The organism is Amycolatopsis sp. MtRt-6 (genome assembly GCF_017308975.1).
GTDB lineage: Bacteria > Actinomycetota > Actinomycetes > Mycobacteriales > Pseudonocardiaceae > Amycolatopsis.
The window spans coordinates 144,514-160,493 of sequence record NZ_JADWPD010000021.1; the positions used below are offsets into that span (position 1 = coordinate 144,514).

The window sequence follows — 15,980 nt, forward strand, 5'->3', positions numbered from 1 at the left end:
GACCGTCGTCTCGTGAAAGGGAACGATCCCCGGTGACAGGTAGCAGACAGGCTGGAGCGCGCTCCGCGGCCGTCCTCGACCGCAATTTCGAGGACACTGCGTACGGCCAGCTCGACTTCTCCGACGACCCGAACATCACGCAGCAGGACATCCTCGCCGCGCTCGGCCCCGATGCCGACGCGATGATGGCCGAGATCGACGTCGACGTCGACGAACTGATCCGCCTCATCAACGCCGAGACGACGTATCTGCCGCCGATCGTCATCCCGGACGGCCTCGAGGAGGACCGCACCGCTTCCCCCGAAGCGCGTCGTGCGGCTCTGGACGAGGGCCTCCGCCAGACCACCAAGGTCTGGAAGCGCCGGTTCCTCAAGGGCGCCGTCCTCAGCGTCATGATCAGCGTCGCCGGCGGCGGCGCGGCCGCGCTGGCGATGAACAAGAGCATCACCGTCGACGTCGACGGCCACCAGCAGACCGTGCACTCGTTCGGCGACACCGTCGGCGAGGTGCTCGAGGACGCGGGCCTGTCCGTCGGCGAGCACGACTCGCTGTCCCCCTCCCCGCAGGCCGAGGTCGGCGACGGCGGGGTCATCAAGCTCGAGCGCGGCCGCCAGCTGAAGCTGATCGTCGACGGCGCCGAGCGCACCTCCTGGGTCCGCGCGACCCACCTCGGCGACGCGCTGAGCCAGCTCGGCATGGCCGAGATGGACAAGCCCGGCACGTGGATGTCGATGCCGAAGGACGGCGAGCTGCCCCTGCAGGGCGCCACCGTCGAGATCAAGACGCTGAAGAACATCACCCTGTACGACGGCGGCAACGCGCCGAAGCAGGTGCAGACGACGGCCGTCACGACGAAGGAGTTCCTGGGCGAGTACAAGCTCACCCTGGGCCCGGAGGACAAGGCCGAGGGCGGCCTGGACGTCAAGCTGACCGACGGCGCCGAGGTGCACATCAGCCGCACCGGCGTCTCGACGGTCGTCCAGAAGGAGGCCATCGACCCGCCCGAGCAGCGCGTCGACGACCCGAACCTGGCCAAGGGCAAGACACAGGTCGAGGACCCGGGCACGCCCGGTGAGAAGGAAGTGACCTACAAGGTCACGCAGAAGAACGGCAAAGAGGTCGGCCGGGAGAGCATCTCCGAGAAGGTCATCACCCAGCCGAAGCCGAAGATCATCCACGTCGGCACCAAGGAAGCCCCGGCCCCGAACATCGGCGACGCTTCGGCGTGGGACCGCATCGCGCAGTGCGAGTCGGGCGGCAACTGGGCCATCAACACCGGCAACGGCTACTACGGCGGCCTCCAGTTCGACAAGCGCACCTGGGACGCCTACGGCGGCGACCAGTACGCGGCCCTCCCGCACCAGGCTTCGCGCGAGCAGCAGATCGCGGTGGCGGAGAAGGTCCGCGACGCCCGCGGCGGCTACGGCGCCTGGCCGGTCTGCGGCAAGAAGGCCTGAGTTTCGCTCCGAACCGGCCCCCGTCCCCCGAGGACGGGGGCCGTTCCGCGTGATGCCCCTCCAATCACGCGTGATGCCCCTCCAATCACGTGAGATTCGCGCCCAATCACGTGAGATCCGCCGCTGATCACGCGAGTTCCGGGGTCAAGTAGGCTCGTCCGGTGGTTGAACTGCTGGGACCGGCCGAAATCCGCGGGCTGGCGGCCGAACTCGACGTGCGGCCGACCAAGAAGCTCGGGCAGAATTTCGTGCACGATCCCAACACCGTCCGCCGGATCGTCGAGCTGGCCGGTGTCCGCGAGGACGACGTCGTCCTCGAGGTCGGGCCCGGGCTCGGGTCGCTGACGCTCGGGCTGCTCGCCACCGGGGCGCGGGTCGTCGCCGTCGAGATCGACCCCAAGCTCGCCGAACGGCTGCCGAAGACCGTCGCCGAGCGGGGGCCGGAGGCCGCGGAAAACCTCACCGTCGTCGGGGCCGACGCCATGCGCGTCACCCGCGAAGAACTCGGCGAGCCGACCGCCCTCGTCGCCAACCTGCCCTACAACGTCGCCGTGCCCGTCGTGCTGCACCTGCTGGCCGAAATCCCGTCGCTGCGGACCGGCCTCGTCATGGTCCAGACGGAGGTCGCCGACCGGATGGCCGCCGGCCCCGGCAGCCGGATCTACGGCGTGCCCAGCGTCAAGCTCGCCTGGTACGGCACCGCGCGCAAGGTCGCCGCCGTGCCACGCTCGGTGTTCTGGCCCGTACCGAACGTGGATTCCGCGCTCGTCGCCTTCGAACGCGGCGACACGACGGCGTCCGCGGACCGGGATGTCCTCTTCGGCCTGGTGGACGCCGCCTTCTCACAACGCAGGAAGACGCTCCGCGCCGCGCTCGCGGGCTGGGCGGGCTCGGCCGAGCGCGCCGGCGAACTCCTGACGGCCGCCGGGATCGACCCCCGTACCCGGGGCGAACAGCTCGACGTGCACGACTTCGCCCGGATCGCCGCCGCCCGTTAGCCGCTCCACAGTGGAGGCGTGAAAATACGCCCTCTCCGCCCGTGATCCCGCGATTCGGACACCGCCACTCGTGTGATCTGGGCCAACAGGCTTGCTTTCGCTCCTCGGGATCGGTTTTACTCAATACGTCCATCCCGAGCGACTGAGAGACCTGGCTCGCCGAAGTCGCAGCAACCACCCTCCACAGGGCAGGTGCTACCGCCAGGACCGATGGAGGCCGTTTTCGATGAAGAGGGTAGCCCGCCCCCTGCTCCTCACCAGGCGTCGCGTCGTCGACGAAGGCCGCCGCTCCGTGACCGCGTGTCGACGCTCCAGCTGAGCTAGTCCGCGCCGGTCCACCTCTTCTTCACGCACCGTCCGAACAGGACGGAACTCGCTTGCGGCCGGGTGCTGCGCGCTGCGTGCACCCCGTTTTCTGGAGCCTTCGTGATCACCGTCGAAAACCTGTCCAAAACCTTTGCCACCAACGGAAACTCCGTCATCGCGCTGCGCGACGTGAGCGTCGACGTCCAGGCCGGCTCGCTCTTCGGCGTGGTCGGTCCCGCCGGGTCGGGCAAGTCCGTCCTCGCCCGCTGCATCGCGCTGCAGGAGCGCCCCGACCGCGGTGTCGTCCGCCTCGACGGCCTCAACACCGGCACCCTCGACGGCCGTCGCCTCCGCGAAATCCGCCGTCAGCTCGGGGTCGTGTCCACGAAGCCGGAGCTGATCGCCGAGCGCACCATCGCCGGCAACATCGCTTCCCCGCTGGAGCAGCTCGGCGTCGACGGCCCGCAGCGCCGCAGCCGGGTCGGCTCGCTGCTCGACCTCGTCGGCCTCACCCCGCGCGCCGCGCAGCGGCCCGGTGAGCTGTCCGCCGGCCAGCTCCGCCGCGTCGCGGTCGCGAAGGCGCTGGCGGCGGCCCCCGCCGTGCTGCTGGCCGACGACCCGACCGCCGGCGTCGACCCGGAGGAAGCCGGCGCGGTGCTCGCCGTCCTCGACCGGGCGCGGTCCGAGCTGGGCGTCACCGTCGTCGTCACGACGCCGGACGCGGGCGTGGTCCGCCGGGTCTGCGACGACGTCGCGGTGCTGGAGGACGGCACGGTCGTCGAGCGCGGCACGGTGCTCGACCTGATCTCGGACCCGGCCAGCCGCACCGCGCAGGCGTTGCTGCCGGCCATCGAGACCACCCGCGCGCAGACGGCCCGCTACGACCGCTCGGCCGACGTCGTGCTGGTCGGCTTCGCCTCGGTGGGCGCACTGCTGCCCGAGGCCGCGGGCCGCTTCGACGTCGAGTTCGCCACCATCGGCGGCGGCCTGACCCGCATCGGCGACACCCCGGTCGGCCGCTTCCGCCTCGGCGTCCGCGGCGAGCGGGCCGACGCGGCGCTGGCGTGGGTCGCCGAGCGCGGCGGCCACGTGACGTACGCCGCCCGCGGCCCGCAGGGTGTCGCGGCCGCCTGACCCCGGCTCCACAAGCGCCCCAATGTGGCCTTCGGTGCGTTCAACGCACCGAAGGCCACATTGGGTGCGTTCAGCGCAACCAAGGCCACATTGGGGCGCTTGGGCGGGCACGTAGGCTGGTCGGGTGCTCGCCGTAGTTCCGCCCCCAGTCACCGTCCGGGTCCCGGCCAAGGTCAACCTGCACCTTTCGGTCGACGACCTGCGCGAAGACGGTTACCACGAGCTGGTCACCGTGTTCCAGGCGCTGTCGCTGACCGACGAGGTGACCGTCGCGGTCACCGAAGAGCCCGGCATCGAGGTCTACGGCGAGGGGGAGGGCTCGGTCCCGACCGGCCCCGAAAACCTGGCCTGGCGGGCCGTCGAGGCGCTGGCTTCGCACGTCGGGCGCACCGAAGAGCCGAAGGTCCGGGTGGTGCTGCGCAAGGGCATCCCGGTGGCCGGCGGGATGGCGGGCGGCAGTGCCGACGCGGCGGCGACGCTGGTCGGCTTGGCGAGCCTCTGGAACCTCGACGTCACCCGCGACGAGCTGGCCGAGATCGCGGCCGGCCTGGGCAGCGACGTCCCGTTCGCGCTCTACGGCGGCACCGCGCTGGGCACCGGCCGCGGCGAGCAGCTCGTCCCGGTGCTGTCGCGGCACACGTTCCACTGGGTGCTGGCTTTTGCCGCCGAAGGGCTGTCGACGCCGAAGGTGTTCGGCGAGCTGGATCGCCTGCGCGCGGCGGGCAACCCGCCCCGGATCGGCTCGCACACGCCGGTCGTCGAGGCGCTGGCCTCCGGCGACCCGCGTCAGCTGGCCCTGCTGCTGGGCAACGACCTCCAGGCGGCGGCGGTGTCGCTGCGCCCCGACCTGCGCCGCACGCTCCGGGCGGGCGTCAACGCGGGCGCGCTCGCCGGCACGGTGTCCGGCTCCGGCCCGACGTGCGCCTTCCTCTGCGAAGACGCGCAGTCGGCGGTGGAGGTCGCGGCCGAGCTGTCGGGCGCCGGGGTGTGCCGGACGGTCCGCGTGGCCCACGGCCCGGTCCCTGGCGCCCGCGTGGTCGGCGGCGACGACGCGCCACGCCCGGCACCACCGCGGGTGCACGCGTGAAGCACGCCGAGTTCGCGTTCCCCGGCCCGCTGCGCGACAAGCTGGTCGCGGCGATCCTGCGCGGGGAGAAGACGTCGACCACCGGCCTGGTCGCCGAATACGAGAAGTACGGCGAAGAACTGCCCGTCGTCGGCGAGCGCGAGCTGATGATCGACTCGGCGGGCGAAGGGGTCGCGGTCCTCGAAACCACCGAGGTGCGCGTCCTGCCACTGTCCGAAGTAGACCTCCAGCACGCGCTCGACGAAGGTGAGGGCTTCACGAGCGTCGCCGAGTGGCGGGCAGACCACACGGCTTACTGGCAGAGCGCGGAAATGCGCGCCGCCATGGAGGATCCGGAGTTCACCGTGGACGACACGACGCTGGTCGTGGCGACCCGGTTCACTATCGTGGAAAGGATCGGCTGAGCGGATGGCCAACCTGGTCAACCTGGAGGCGGTGAGCAAGTCCTACGGGGTGAAGCCGCTGCTGGAGGGCGTGTCGCTGGGTGTCGCGGCCGGGCAGCGCATCGGCGTCGTCGGCCTCAACGGTGGCGGCAAGACCACCCTGCTGGAAGTCCTTTCCGGACTGTCCGAACCGGACACCGGGCGGGTGAGCCACGTGCGCGACCTGCGGATGGCCGTGGTCACCCAGCGTACGGAGCTCCCGGACGGCAGCACGGTCGGCGACGTCGTGCTCGAACGCTACGGCGCCGAGCACGAGTGGGCCGCCGACGCCCGCGTCCGATCTATTGTGGACGGGCTGGGCATCACGGCGATCGGGCTGGACACGCCGACGGCGAACCTGTCCGGCGGCGAGCGGCGCCGGGTCTCGCTGGCCGCCGCGCTGACCGGCGAGCTCGACCTGATCGTGCTCGACGAGCCGACCAACCACCTGGACGTCGAAGGTGTCCGCTGGCTGGCCGACCACCTGCTGGCGCGGAAGGTCGCCGTCGTGGTCGTCACCCACGACCGGTGGTTCCTCGACACGGTCGCGACGCTGACGTGGGAGGTCGCGAACGGCCGCGTCGAGCAGTACGAAGGTGGCTACGCCGACTGGATCTTCGCGCGTGCTGAGCGCGCGCGGCTGGCCGCGACGGCCGAGGAGAAGCGGCAGAACCTGGCCCGCAAGGAGCTGGCGTGGCTGCGCCGCGGCCCGCAGGCGCGCTCGTCGAAGCCGCGCTACCGGGTGGAAGCGGCGGAAGCGCTGATCGCCGACGTCCCGCCGCCGCGCGACTCCGTCGAGCTGCAGGCGTTCGCCAAGCGCCGGCTCGGCAAGACCGTGCTGGAGCTGGAAGACACGACGTACCAGGTCGGCGAGCGGAAGCTGCTCGACCACGTCACGTGGCGGATCGGCCCGGGCGACCGGATCGGCCTGGTCGGCGTCAACGGCTCGGGCAAGACGTCGCTGCTGAAGCTGCTCGGCGGCGACGTCGAGGGTTCGACCGGCCGCCGGATCGAAGGCAAGACGGTCGCGCTCGCGCACCTGCGCCAGGAGCTCGACGACCTGCCCGGCGACCTGCGCGTGCTGCAGGCGATCGAGCAGGTGGCCGGGCGCGTGGTGTTCGGCAAGCAGGAGATGACGGCGTCGCAGCTGGGCGAGAAGCTCGGCTTCCCGGCGGCCCGCCAGTGGACCCCGGTCGCGGACCTGTCGGGCGGCGAGCGGCGCCGGCTGCAGCTGTGCCGGCTGCTGATGGCCGAGCCGAACGTGCTGCTGCTCGACGAGCCGACGAACGACCTGGACATCGACACGCTGCAGCAGCTGGAGGACCTCCTCGACGGCTGGCCGGGCACGATGGTGGTGGTGTCCCACGACCGCTACCTGGTGGAGCGCGTGTGCGACACGATCGTCGCACTCTTCGGCGACGGCCGGATCACCCACCTCCCGGGCGGCATCGAGGAGTACCTGAACCGCCGCGCGGCAGCGCAGCCGGCTTCGGCCGCGGCGCCCTCGGTGGAGAAGGTCGAGGCGAAGAAGTCGGCGGCCGACCTGCGCGCGGCGCAGAAGGAGCTCGGCCGGCTGGAGCGCAAGCTCGACCAGCTGCACGCGAAGGAGGAGAAGCTCCACGCGTCGCTGCTGGAAGCCGCGACGGACCCGGCGAAGCTGATGGAGCTGAACGCGGAGCTGAAGGGCGTCCAGGGGGAGATCGAGGATGTCGAGGGCCGCTGGCTGGAGACCTCCGAGCTGCTGGAATGAGCGGGCCCAGCGGCCGCTTCGGCCGCGGTTCGGAGATCGCCGCGGGGAACGTCGAAGGCCCGCTTCGCACCGTCTTCACCGGTTACGAGCACATCCACCAGGTCATCGACGAGAACCGGCACCCCGGACTCGTCCGGCCGCGCGGCGCTGTTTCCGCTTTGGTCGGCGGACGTTGAGACCGAGACAGTAGTGTTCCCGCTATGAGCAGGTTCGTGGACACGCTCGTCGCCACCGCGACGGAGCGCGGGCAGCAGCGTGGCATGGTCACCGGGGAGCCGAAGGAGCCGGTCCGGCGGACCTGGGCCGAGGTGCACGCCGAGGCGCGGCGGATTGCCGGGGGCCTGGTGGCCGGGGGGTTCGAGCGCGGGGGTGCGGTGGCGGTGCTGGCCGCCGCGCCGGTGCTGATCGCGCCGACCGTGCAGGCCGTCTGGCTGGCCGGTGGCAGCGTCACCATGCTGCACCAGCCGACCCCGCGCACCGATCTCGCCGAGTGGGCCGAGGACACCATGCGGGTGCTCGGGATGATCGGCTCCGACCTCGTGCTGCTGGGTGAACCCTTCGACCAGCTCGCGCCCGTCCTGAGCGAGAAGGGCATCGGGTTCAAGCTCATCACGGAGCTGGCCGAGGCCGAGCCACTCGCCGACGTCGTCACCACGGACGAGGGCGACACCGCGCTGCTGCAGCTCACCAGCGGGTCGACCGCCGACCCCAAGGCCGTGCGGATCACCTACGGAAACCTGTACTCCAACGTCAAGGCCATGGTCGACCGCGCGGAGTTCGACTTCGACGTCGACGTGATGGTGTCCTGGCTGCCGACGTTCCACGACATGGGGATGGTCGGCTTCCTGACCGTGCCGATGACCTTCGGCGTCGAGCTGGTCAAGATCACGCCGGTCGAGTTCCTCTCCGGGCCGTTGATCTGGCCGGAGCTGATCACGAAGTACCACGGCACGACGACGGCGGCGCCGAACTTCGCGTACGCCATCGTCGGGCGCCGGATGGCCCGCGTCGACGACGACGCCGCCTACGACCTCTCGAAGCTGCGCATCGCGCTGAACGGCGCCGAGCCCATCGACGAGACCGCCGTCCAGACCTTTGTGGACGCCGGGGCCCGGTTCAAGATGCCCGCCGAGTGCGTTTTCCCGGCCTACGGCATGGCCGAGGCGACGCTCGCGGTGTCGTTCGCGCCGCTGTTCACCGGCCTCACCCTCGACGTCGTCGAAGCCGAAGCGCTGGAGGCGGACAACCGTGCGGTGCCGGTCCCCGAGGGCGACCCGCGGCGCGGCACCGAAAGCGTGCGGTCGTTCGCGGTGCTCGGGCCGCCCCTCGACGGGCTCGAGGCGGAGATCGTCGACGACGCCGGTGCGCCGCTGGGCGAGCGTCAGGTCGGCGAGATCCGGCTGCGCGGCGAGGCCGTGACACCCGGCTACCTGACCATGGACGGCCCGCTCGCGACGCAGGACGAGGCCGGGTGGCTGAACACCGGCGACCTCGGGTACCTGGTCGACGGCCAGATCGTCATCTGCGGCCGCCGCAAGGACGTCATCATCATGGGCGGCCGCAACCTGTACCCGACGGACATCGAGCGCGCGGCGACCTCGGTCGAGGGCGTGCGCGCGGGCAACGCGGTGGCCGTCCGGCTGGACGCGGGCAGCCGGCGCGAGCGGTTCGCGGTGGTCGTGGAGTCGAAGCTGGCGGGCGACGCCGAGGCCGAGAAGAACCTGATGAAGCAGGTGTCGGCCCGGGTCCGCGACGCGGTGGACATGCGGCCGTACGCGGTGGTCGTGCTCCCGGCGGGGAGCCTGCCGAAGACGCCGTCGGGCAAGGTCAAGCGCGCGGCCACAGCGAGCCAGTTCGCCGACAGGATCAGGAAGAACGCCGACGCCTGACCAATGCGCCCCAATGTGGCCTTCGGTGCGTTGAACGCACCGAAGGCCACATTGGGTGCGTTGAACGCAACCAAGGCCACATTGGGGCGCTTGAGGCGAGGGTCAGCGCTGCTGGACGCGGACCGCGCGCAGGGTCGGCGGGGCGGCCCGCTCGGCGGTGGCTTCCGAAGAACTGCGGGCACCCGGGAGGTCGGGGGCCTGGCCGGTGCGGGCGGCGAGCTGGTCCTCCACCGCGTCGAGGAACTCGTCGACCTCGCGCTCGTCGTAGCCGCGCTTGCCGATCAGCGGCTTCGCGAACATCACGTGGTGCACTTCCGCGGCGGTCAGGTCGTCCTCGTCGGCGAGCGTCTTGGCGATCCGCCGGACGAACGCGTCGACCTCGTGCTTCGCGTAACCGCGGCGGCCGATCGGGGCGTTACCGAAGGTGACCTCGGCGAGGTCTTCGGCGGTGAACGACATGGAACTCTCCGATTCCGGGGTTGGGCGGGTGCGAACTCCCGTACACCGTCCTAACCCGTTGACGGGCTCCCCCGGAAGAGGCCGCCCCCAAGCTCACCCCGACGGGCAGCCGCGCGCCCGCCTTCGGGTGAGCTTGCGCTACCCAGCGCTGTGTGGCCGGGTTCACACGCCCGTCAACTGCGCCCGAACCACTTCCGGGTGCCCTGCGGCCGCTCCGGCTCCTCGACGACGACCGGCTTCGGGTTGCGCAGTTCCACCAAAGCCGCCTCGGCTTCGTCGAGGAACAGGTCGACCTGAGCCTGGTCGTAGCTGCGCATGCCGACCGGCATGATCGTGAACTCGACGTAGTGGATGTCGTCGGGAGTGAGGATGTTCCGCCCGGCCAGCGCCTCGGCGATGAGGTCGAGGAACGCGTCCACTTCGTCCTCGTTGTAGCCGCGGCGGCCGAACCGGGGTTTGCCGAAAGCGATCGCCCGGACGTCGTCGGGGGTCATGGCTTCACCTTGCCACCCATGTCAGCCCGCGTGGAAGGCGTTCTGCGCGGCCGCGAGGCCGGTGCCGATCAGCGCTTCGGTCGCGTCCGCGCACCGGTCCACCTCCAGCGGGAGTTCCTTGCGCTCGACCGTCGAAAAGTCCTTCAGCACGAAGTCCGCCGGGTCCTGGCGGCCGGGCGGGCGGCCGATGCCGAACCGCACCCGGTAGTAGTCGCGGGTCCCCAGAGATTTCGTGATCGAGCGGAGTCCGTTGTGCCCGTTGTCGCCGCCACCCAGCTTCAGCTTCAACGCGCCGAAATCGACGTCGAGCTCGTCGTGCACCACGACGATGCCGGACGGCTCGACCTTGTAGAACCGCGCCGCCCCGACCACCGGCCCGCCGGAGAGGTTCATGTACGAACGCGGCTTCACCAGCACGACGCGGCGGCCGGCCAGCCGGCCTTCGAGCACCTCGCCGCCGGTCTTGTGCGTCTTGAACTTGCCGCCGATCCGGGCGGCCAGCTCGTCCAGCACCATGAACCCGACGTTGTGCCGGTTTCCGGCGTACTGGGGTCCGGGATTGCCGAGGCCGGCGAGCAGAACTAGCTCGCCGGCCCCGGGCACATCTTCGGTCATGCGGTGATGCTATTCGGCCGAGTCGGCAGACTCTTCGCCACCTTCGGCGTCGTCGCCGGACTCTTCACGCTGCGGCTCGTTGACGGCCACGACGAGGGACTCGGGGTCGGTGACCAGGGTGGCGCCCTGCGGCAGCTGGACCTGGCCGGCCAGGATCTGGGTGCCGACCTCGAGGCCCTCGATCGAGACCTCGACCTGCTCCGGGATGTGCAGCGCCTCGACCTCGACCTGCAGGGTGTCGACGTCCTGGTTGACCAGGCCGCCCGGGCCGGGGGTGCCGGTCACGACGACGGGGACGTCGACGGTGACCTTCTCGCCGCGCTTGACGACCAGCAGGTCGACGTGCTCGATGTAGTTCTTCAGCGGGTGCACCACGATGGTCTTGGTCAGGGCCAGCTCGCTGGCGCCCTCCAGGTCCAGGGTGATGACGGCGTTCGAGCCGTTCTCACGCACCACGCGGGCGAACTCGATCGCCGGCAGCGCGAAGTGCCGCGGGTCCGACCCGTGGCCGTAGAGGACGGCGGGGATCTTGCCGGCGCGACGCGTGCGGCGCGCGGCGCCCTTGCCGAACTCGGTGCGCGGCTCGACGGACAGACGTACCTCGGACACGGTGTTGCACTCCTTCAAATCAAAGACAGCATGCTGCGGCGGGGGAAGCCGATGTGTGTTCTGTTCAAGGAAGTTCCGGCGGCGAGTTTCCGGGCGTGCACGACGACGGGGGCTACTCGAGCCGCCGCGTCGATCACGCCGGGCACCCCAGAAGGGCCCCGCCTCGCCGAGACAACCTCAAGAGTGTAAACCAACCTCATCACGGTGGGTTGCGGCGGGTGCCCGGCCCAGGCTAGAACCCTCCTGGAACCCCGGTACGTGACGACACAAATCCGGTGGCGGGTCGACGCCGGCCGAGGTGTGCTCGGTAGCGGGAGAGCAGGGGGCGGGAAAATGCGCGCTCGGTGGAGCGAGGTGGCGGCGGTGCTGCTGCTGGGTGGGTTGCTGGCCGGCTGCCAGGTGGCGGTCGGCGGCACCGCCGGTGTCTCCGCGGCCGACCAGGCGGTGGCCGACCGGCGCGCGGAGCAGCGCGCCGCGGTCGACGCGGCCCTCACCGCGCTGGGCCAGGCGCCCGCGGTGGCGCTGAAGGCCACGGTCAAGGGCGCCGAGCAGCAGTTCCGGATCACCCGCGGCGGCTACGCCGTCGGCGGGCTGCCGCTGGAAGGCCGGTTCGTCCAGGTGACGGCCGCCGCGAACCAGTTCTACCTGCAGGCCGACGCCGACTACTGGAAGGCGCACGCCATCGACGAAGGCACGCAGTTCGGCACGAGCTGGGTGCGTTCGCTCGGCACCGAACTGCCCTTCGACCCGGCGGCCCGGTTCGCGCCGCCGGCGCTCGCCGAAGGGCTGCGCAAGGCGCTGGCCGGTCTCGACCGGATGGGCGAACCGGTCAAGGCGAAGCTGCCGGACGGCACCGAGGTCTACCAGCTCGGCACCGCGCCGAGCGTCCTGCGCGTCACGACGGCCAAGCCGAACCGGGTGGTCAGCTTCGCCCCGGCGCTGCTCGACCCGCAGAACGGCCCGAAGTACGGCGCCGAGTTCGGCGTCGCCGCGCTCACCGGCGACGCGGTCAAGGCGTTCCGCACCGATCTCGACGCCGCGATCGGCGGGCTGGGGCAGCCGTTCGAGGGGCTGGTGCAGGCGAGCGCCGTCGTCACCAACGACAAGCTCGACTGCAAGGACTTCGTCGGCTCCTGCACCACGACGGTCGACGTCTCCAACAGCGTGGTCGGCACGCCGGCGTCGGGCGAGAAGAGCGTCGTGCGCATCACCCTCACGGTGGAGGTCAGCGCCGAGTCGCTGGGCGCCCAGACGTGCACGGCCGCCGGGGACGCGGAGCCGTACAAGACGATCCAGCTGTCGTGCGAGGTGAAGTTCAAGCTGCCCAACCGCACGGCCAGCTACCAGGTGCTGTCGAAGCCGAACGCGACGGCGGAGGTCCGGGCGGGCCTCGACGTCAACGCCGTCAAGCAGAAGGTGGCCGCGGAGTTCGCGGGTCTCGGCGGCTGACCTGGACACCTACCCCCGGGTGTGTTGCTTCCGTTGAAGTAGGTGATCTTCCGTTCCTAGCATCGGCTGCGCACAGCCGAGTCCGGACGGGAGAAGAAGATGGCCAAGCTGGTGGTTTTCGGGGCGACGGGGTACGCCGGTGGCAAGATCGGCGCCGAGGCGCTGCGGCGCGGGCACGAGGTCGTCGGCGTCGCGCGCAACGCGGGTTCGGTCCCCGAAGGCGTCGAGGCACGGCAGGGCTCGCTGCACGACGAGGAGCTCGTGGCGCAGGTCGCGAAGGACGCGGACGTCTTCGTGGTGGCCACCCCGGCCCGCGAGATCGAGGGCAGGAAGCTGATCGACGCGGTGCCGGCCCTGGCCCGCATCGCCGCCGGGAACGGCGTCCGCCTGTCGTTCGTCGGCGGCGCGGCCAGCCTGCACGTGGCCGAGGGCGGCCCGCGGCTGTTCGACACCCCGGAGTTCCCGGCCGAGTACAAGGAGGAGGCCGGCAACCACGCGGAGGTACTGGGCCTGCTGCGCGAGCAGGACGAGAGCCTCGACTGGTTCTACGTCAGCCCGGCCGCGGAGTTCGGCGCGTGGGTCCCGGGCGAGCGCACGGGCGAGTTCCGCCTCGGCGGCGACGTGCTGGTGACCGACGAGAACGGCCGGTCGTTCATCGGCGGCGACGACTTCGCGATCGCCTACGTCGACGAGATCGAGCAGGCGAAGCACCGCCGCGCCCGCTTCACCGTCGCTTACTGAGCCCCTAGGGGTAACTGCCTCATCGATGAGGCAGTTACCCCTAGGGTCGGCGAGCCGACTTTCCGGGCGACTGCCGGGAGCGGGCTTTCCGCGGGAAACCTCAGGCGTTGCCGTCGAAGAGGGACGTGACCGAGCCGTCCTCGAAGACCTGCTGGATGGCTTCCGCCAGCATCGGCGCGATCGACAGCACCGTCAGACCCGGGAAGCGCTTCTCCTCCGGGATCGGCAGCGAGTTCGTCACGATGACCTCGCGGGCCTTGCACGACGACAGCCGCTGGGTCGCCGGGTCGGACAGGATGCCGTGGGTCGTCGCGATGACGACGTCCGCCGCGCCCTCTTCGATCAGGGCCTCGGTGGCCTTCACGATCGTGCCGCCGGTGTCGATCATGTCGTCGATCAGGACGCAGAGCTTGCCCTCGACCTTGCCGACCACCCGGTTGGCCACCGCCTGGTTGGGCTTGTCCGGGTCGCGCGTCTTGTGGATGAACGCGATCGGGCGGTCACCCAGCTGGGCCGCCCACTTCTCGGCCAGCCGCACCCGGCCCGAGTCCGGGGAGACGACCGTGATGTCCGCGTTGCCGTAGGTCGCCTTGATGTGGTCGGCCAGCACCGTCTGGGCCATCAGGTGGTCGACCGGGCCGTCGAAGAAGCCCTGGATCTGCGCGGTGTGCAGGTCGACCGTCATGATCCGGTCGGCGCCCGCGGTCTTGAACAGGTCCGCGATCAGCCGCGCCGAGATCGGCTCGCGGCCCTTGTGCTTCTTGTCCTGGCGCGCGTACGGGTAGAACGGCATCACGACCGTGATCCGCTTCGCGCTCGCCCGCTTGAGCGCGTCCACCATGATCAGCTGCTCCATCACGAACTCGTTGATGGGCGTGGTGTGCGCCTGGATGACGAAGGCGTCGGTGCCGCGGACGGACTCCTCGAACCGGACGAACAGCTCGCCGTTGGCGAACGTGTGCGCCGTCTGCGGGGTGATCTTCACGCCGAGGTGGAGAGCGACCTCTTCGGCGAGCTCCTTGTGTGCGCGCCCGGAGAAGAGCATGAGGTTCTTCTTCGGTGTGCCCTGCTTCTGGCTCATGCTCGCGACTCCCCGTCGGTTCCTGCTGCTGAATCGGCGTCGAGGGCGGCCTGGGCCGCCTCCGCCGCGGGCGTACCCGGCCGGCGCCGGATCGCCCAGCCTTCGATGTTGCGCTGCGGCGGCGCCGACACCGCGAGTGTGCCTGGCGGGACATCTTCGCGGATCACGGCACCCGCACCACTGTAAGCGCCATCACCGATGTGCACCGGGGCGACGAAGGTGTTGTCCGCGCCCAACCGGACATACGACCCGATAACGGTCCGGTGCTTGTTCACGCCGTCGTAGTTCACGAAGACGCTGGAGCAGCCGATGTTGCTGTGCTCACCGATCGTGGCGTCACCCACGTAGGTCAGGTGGGGCACCTTGGTGCCGGCGCCGATTTCGGCGGCCTTCGTCTCGACGAACGCGCCCAGCTTCGCCTTGACGCCCAGCTTCGTGCCCGGCCGCAGGTAGGTGAACGGGCCGACGTTGACGCCGTCGCCGAGCTCCGAGTCCGAGCCGTGCACCCGGACCACGCTCGCGCCGGCGCCGATCGTCACGTCGGTCAGCGTGCTGTCCGGCCCGACCGTGCTGCCTTCGCCGACCGACGTCGTGCCCTTGAGCTGGACACCGGGCTCGATGACGACGTCACGGGAGAGGGTGACGCCGGCGTCGATCCAGGTCGACGCCGGGTCGGTGATCGTGACGCCTTCGCGCTGCCAGCGCCGCACGATCCGGCGGTTGAGCTCGGCGCCGAGCGCCGACAGCTGCACGCGGTCGTTGACGCCCTCGGTCAGCCACGGGTCGTCGACGATCAGCGCGCCGACGTGCAGGCCGTCGCCGTTCGCGATGCCGAGCACGTCGGTGAGGTACAGCTCGCCCTGGGCGTTGTCGGTCGAGAGGCGCGAGAGGCCGTCGCGCAGCACCGCCGCGTCGAAGGCGTACACACCCGAGTTGATCTCGGTGATCTCCGCCTGCTCCGGGGTGGCGTCCTTGTGCTCGACGATCCCGGTGACCTTGCCCGCGCTGTCGCGCACGATCCGGCCGTAGCCCGTCGGGTCGGCGACCACCGAGGTGAGCACGGTGACGGCGTTCTTGGCCTCGGTGTGCTCGTCGAGCAGCGCGCCCAGGGTCGCGGTGTCGAGCAGCGGGACGTCGCCGTAGCTGACCAGCACGGTCCCGGTGAGGTCGGCGGGCAGCGTCGCGAGCGCGCAGGACACGGCGTGGCCGGTGCCCTTCTGCTGGTCCTGCACCGCGGTGCCGACACTGCGGCCGAGGGCTTCCCCGACCGCGTTCAGGTGGGCGCCGACCGCTTCGCGGCCGTGCCCGACGACCACCACGAGGTGTTCGGGGTTCAGGCCGGCGGCGGCCCGGACGGCGTGCTCGACCAGGGGCCGCCCGGCGATCGGGTGCAGCACCTTGGGCGTCGAGGAACGCATGCGGGTGCCTTCACCCGCGGCCAGGATCAACGTGCTCAGCGGGCCGGTCAACGGCGCTCCCAACGGTTACC

General features: G+C 70.9%; 16 protein-coding genes and 1 riboswitch. Of the genes, 10 read left to right on the forward strand and 6 right to left on the reverse strand.

Annotation, left to right across the window (positions count from 1 at the left end; all coding sequences use genetic code 11):
• Positions 1–32: 32 nt before the first annotated feature.
• The 8 genes from I4Q55_RS50285 (at position 33) to I4Q55_RS30990 (ending at position 9,043) form a co-directional block, all read left to right on the forward strand.
• Positions 33–1,457, forward strand: a complete 1,425-nt coding sequence (locus I4Q55_RS50285) for a resuscitation-promoting factor (protein WP_206792699.1) — start codon at positions 33–35, stop codon at positions 1,455–1,457.
• Positions 1,458–1,618: 161 nt separating this feature from the next.
• Positions 1,619–2,455 carry a 16S rRNA (adenine(1518)-N(6)/adenine(1519)-N(6))-dimethyltransferase RsmA gene (gene rsmA / locus I4Q55_RS30960; RefSeq protein ID WP_206792701.1) on the forward strand — a complete coding sequence of 279 codons (837 nt, stop codon included), beginning with the start codon at positions 1,619–1,621 and terminating at the stop codon, positions 2,453–2,455.
• Between the two features lie 126 nt (positions 2,456–2,581).
• A riboswitch (SAM riboswitch) is annotated at positions 2,582–2,672 on the forward strand.
• Between the two features lie 209 nt (positions 2,673–2,881).
• On the forward strand, positions 2,882–3,895 hold the full coding sequence (locus I4Q55_RS30965; RefSeq protein WP_206792703.1) for a methionine ABC transporter ATP-binding protein: 1,014 nt from the start codon (positions 2,882–2,884) through the stop codon (positions 3,893–3,895).
• A 124-nt stretch (positions 3,896–4,019) separates the two neighbouring features.
• Positions 4,020–4,982 carry a 4-(cytidine 5'-diphospho)-2-C-methyl-D-erythritol kinase gene (locus tag I4Q55_RS30970; RefSeq protein ID WP_206792705.1) on the forward strand — a complete coding sequence of 321 codons (963 nt, stop codon included), beginning with the start codon at positions 4,020–4,022 and terminating at the stop codon, positions 4,980–4,982.
• Positions 4,979–5,386 carry an ASCH domain-containing protein gene (locus I4Q55_RS30975; RefSeq protein ID WP_206792707.1) on the forward strand — a complete coding sequence of 136 codons (408 nt, stop codon included), beginning with the start codon at positions 4,979–4,981 and terminating at the stop codon, positions 5,384–5,386. The genes I4Q55_RS30970 and I4Q55_RS30975 overlap by 4 nt, the downstream gene beginning before the upstream one ends.
• Before the next feature lie 4 nt (positions 5,387–5,390).
• A complete protein-coding gene (locus I4Q55_RS30980; protein WP_206792709.1) occupies positions 5,391–7,154 on the forward strand; it encodes an ABC-F family ATP-binding cassette domain-containing protein in 1,764 nt (587 codons plus the stop codon).
• Positions 7,151–7,330 carry a hypothetical protein gene (locus I4Q55_RS30985; RefSeq protein ID WP_242547074.1) on the forward strand — a complete coding sequence of 60 codons (180 nt, stop codon included), beginning with the start codon at positions 7,151–7,153 and terminating at the stop codon, positions 7,328–7,330. Before I4Q55_RS30980 ends, I4Q55_RS30985 begins: the two co-directional genes overlap by 4 nt.
• A 24-nt stretch (positions 7,331–7,354) precedes the next feature.
• The gene (locus I4Q55_RS30990; RefSeq protein WP_206792712.1) at positions 7,355–9,043 is read left to right on the forward strand and encodes a fatty acyl-AMP ligase; all 1,689 of its coding nucleotides are present in this window, start codon (positions 7,355–7,357) and stop codon (positions 9,041–9,043) included.
• A gap of 102 nt (positions 9,044–9,145) precedes the next feature.
• Here the strand turns inward: I4Q55_RS30990 and I4Q55_RS30995 are convergent, their stop codons facing one another.
• The 4 genes from I4Q55_RS30995 to I4Q55_RS31010 form a co-directional block, all read right to left on the reverse strand.
• Positions 9,146–9,502: a DivIVA domain-containing protein gene (locus I4Q55_RS30995; protein ID WP_206792714.1), complete on the reverse strand. Its 357-nt coding sequence runs from the start codon at positions 9,500–9,502 to the stop codon at positions 9,146–9,148.
• 173 nt (positions 9,503–9,675) lie between these two features.
• Positions 9,676–9,996 (reverse strand): DivIVA domain-containing protein, encoded by a 321-nt coding sequence (locus I4Q55_RS50290; protein WP_206792716.1) that lies wholly within the window; start codon positions 9,994–9,996, stop codon positions 9,676–9,678.
• A 21-nt stretch (positions 9,997–10,017) separates the two neighbouring features.
• Positions 10,018–10,611, reverse strand: coding sequence for an aminoacyl-tRNA hydrolase (gene pth / locus I4Q55_RS31005; RefSeq protein ID WP_206792718.1), 594 nt, complete (start codon positions 10,609–10,611; stop codon positions 10,018–10,020).
• A gap of 9 nt (positions 10,612–10,620) precedes the next feature.
• Complete coding sequence (locus tag I4Q55_RS31010; protein WP_206792720.1) at positions 10,621–11,220, reverse strand: 50S ribosomal protein L25/general stress protein Ctc; 600 nt, start codon at positions 11,218–11,220, stop codon at positions 10,621–10,623.
• Positions 11,221–11,574: 354 nt separating this feature from the next.
• On the opposite strand from I4Q55_RS31010, the gene I4Q55_RS31015 reads away from it, so the two are divergent.
• Both I4Q55_RS31015 and I4Q55_RS31020 read left to right on the forward strand, forming a co-directional pair.
• A complete protein-coding gene (locus tag I4Q55_RS31015; RefSeq protein ID WP_206792808.1) occupies positions 11,575–12,669 on the forward strand; it encodes a hypothetical protein in 1,095 nt (364 codons plus the stop codon).
• A gap of 99 nt (positions 12,670–12,768) precedes the next feature.
• Positions 12,769–13,410, forward strand: coding sequence for an NAD(P)-dependent oxidoreductase (locus I4Q55_RS31020; protein WP_206792722.1), 642 nt, complete (start codon positions 12,769–12,771; stop codon positions 13,408–13,410).
• Between the two features lie 100 nt (positions 13,411–13,510).
• Here the strand turns inward: I4Q55_RS31020 and I4Q55_RS31025 are convergent, their stop codons facing one another.
• Positions 13,511–14,491: a ribose-phosphate diphosphokinase gene (locus tag I4Q55_RS31025; protein WP_206792724.1), complete on the reverse strand. Its 981-nt coding sequence runs from the start codon at positions 14,489–14,491 to the stop codon at positions 13,511–13,513.
• On the reverse strand, positions 14,488–15,960 hold the full coding sequence (gene glmU, locus I4Q55_RS31030; RefSeq protein ID WP_206792727.1) for a bifunctional UDP-N-acetylglucosamine diphosphorylase/glucosamine-1-phosphate N-acetyltransferase GlmU: 1,473 nt from the start codon (positions 15,958–15,960) through the stop codon (positions 14,488–14,490). The genes I4Q55_RS31025 and glmU overlap by 4 nt, the downstream gene beginning before the upstream one ends.
• Between the last annotated feature and the right edge of the window lie 20 nt (positions 15,961–15,980).

Coding starts and splice junctions, on each gene's coding strand:
- I4Q55_RS30980 (WP_206792709.1), top strand. CDS start 5,391: ATGGCCAACCTGGTCAACCTGGAGGCGGTGAGCAAGTCCTACGGGGTG.
- I4Q55_RS30985 (WP_242547074.1), top strand. CDS start 7,151: ATGAGCGGGCCCAGCGGCCGCTTCGGCCGCGGTTCGGAGATCGCCGCG.
- I4Q55_RS30990 (WP_206792712.1), top strand. CDS start 7,355: ATGAGCAGGTTCGTGGACACGCTCGTCGCCACCGCGACGGAGCGCGGG.
- I4Q55_RS30995 (WP_206792714.1), bottom strand. CDS start 9,502: ATGTCGTTCACCGCCGAAGACCTCGCCGAGGTCACCTTCGGTAACGCC.
- I4Q55_RS50290 (WP_206792716.1), bottom strand. CDS start 9,996: ATGACCCCCGACGACGTCCGGGCGATCGCTTTCGGCAAACCCCGGTTC.
- pth (WP_206792718.1), bottom strand. CDS start 10,611: ATGACCGAAGATGTGCCCGGGGCCGGCGAGCTAGTTCTGCTCGCCGGC.
- I4Q55_RS31020 (WP_206792722.1), top strand. CDS start 12,769: ATGGCCAAGCTGGTGGTTTTCGGGGCGACGGGGTACGCCGGTGGCAAG.
- I4Q55_RS31025 (WP_206792724.1), bottom strand. CDS start 14,491: ATGAGCCAGAAGCAGGGCACACCGAAGAAGAACCTCATGCTCTTCTCC.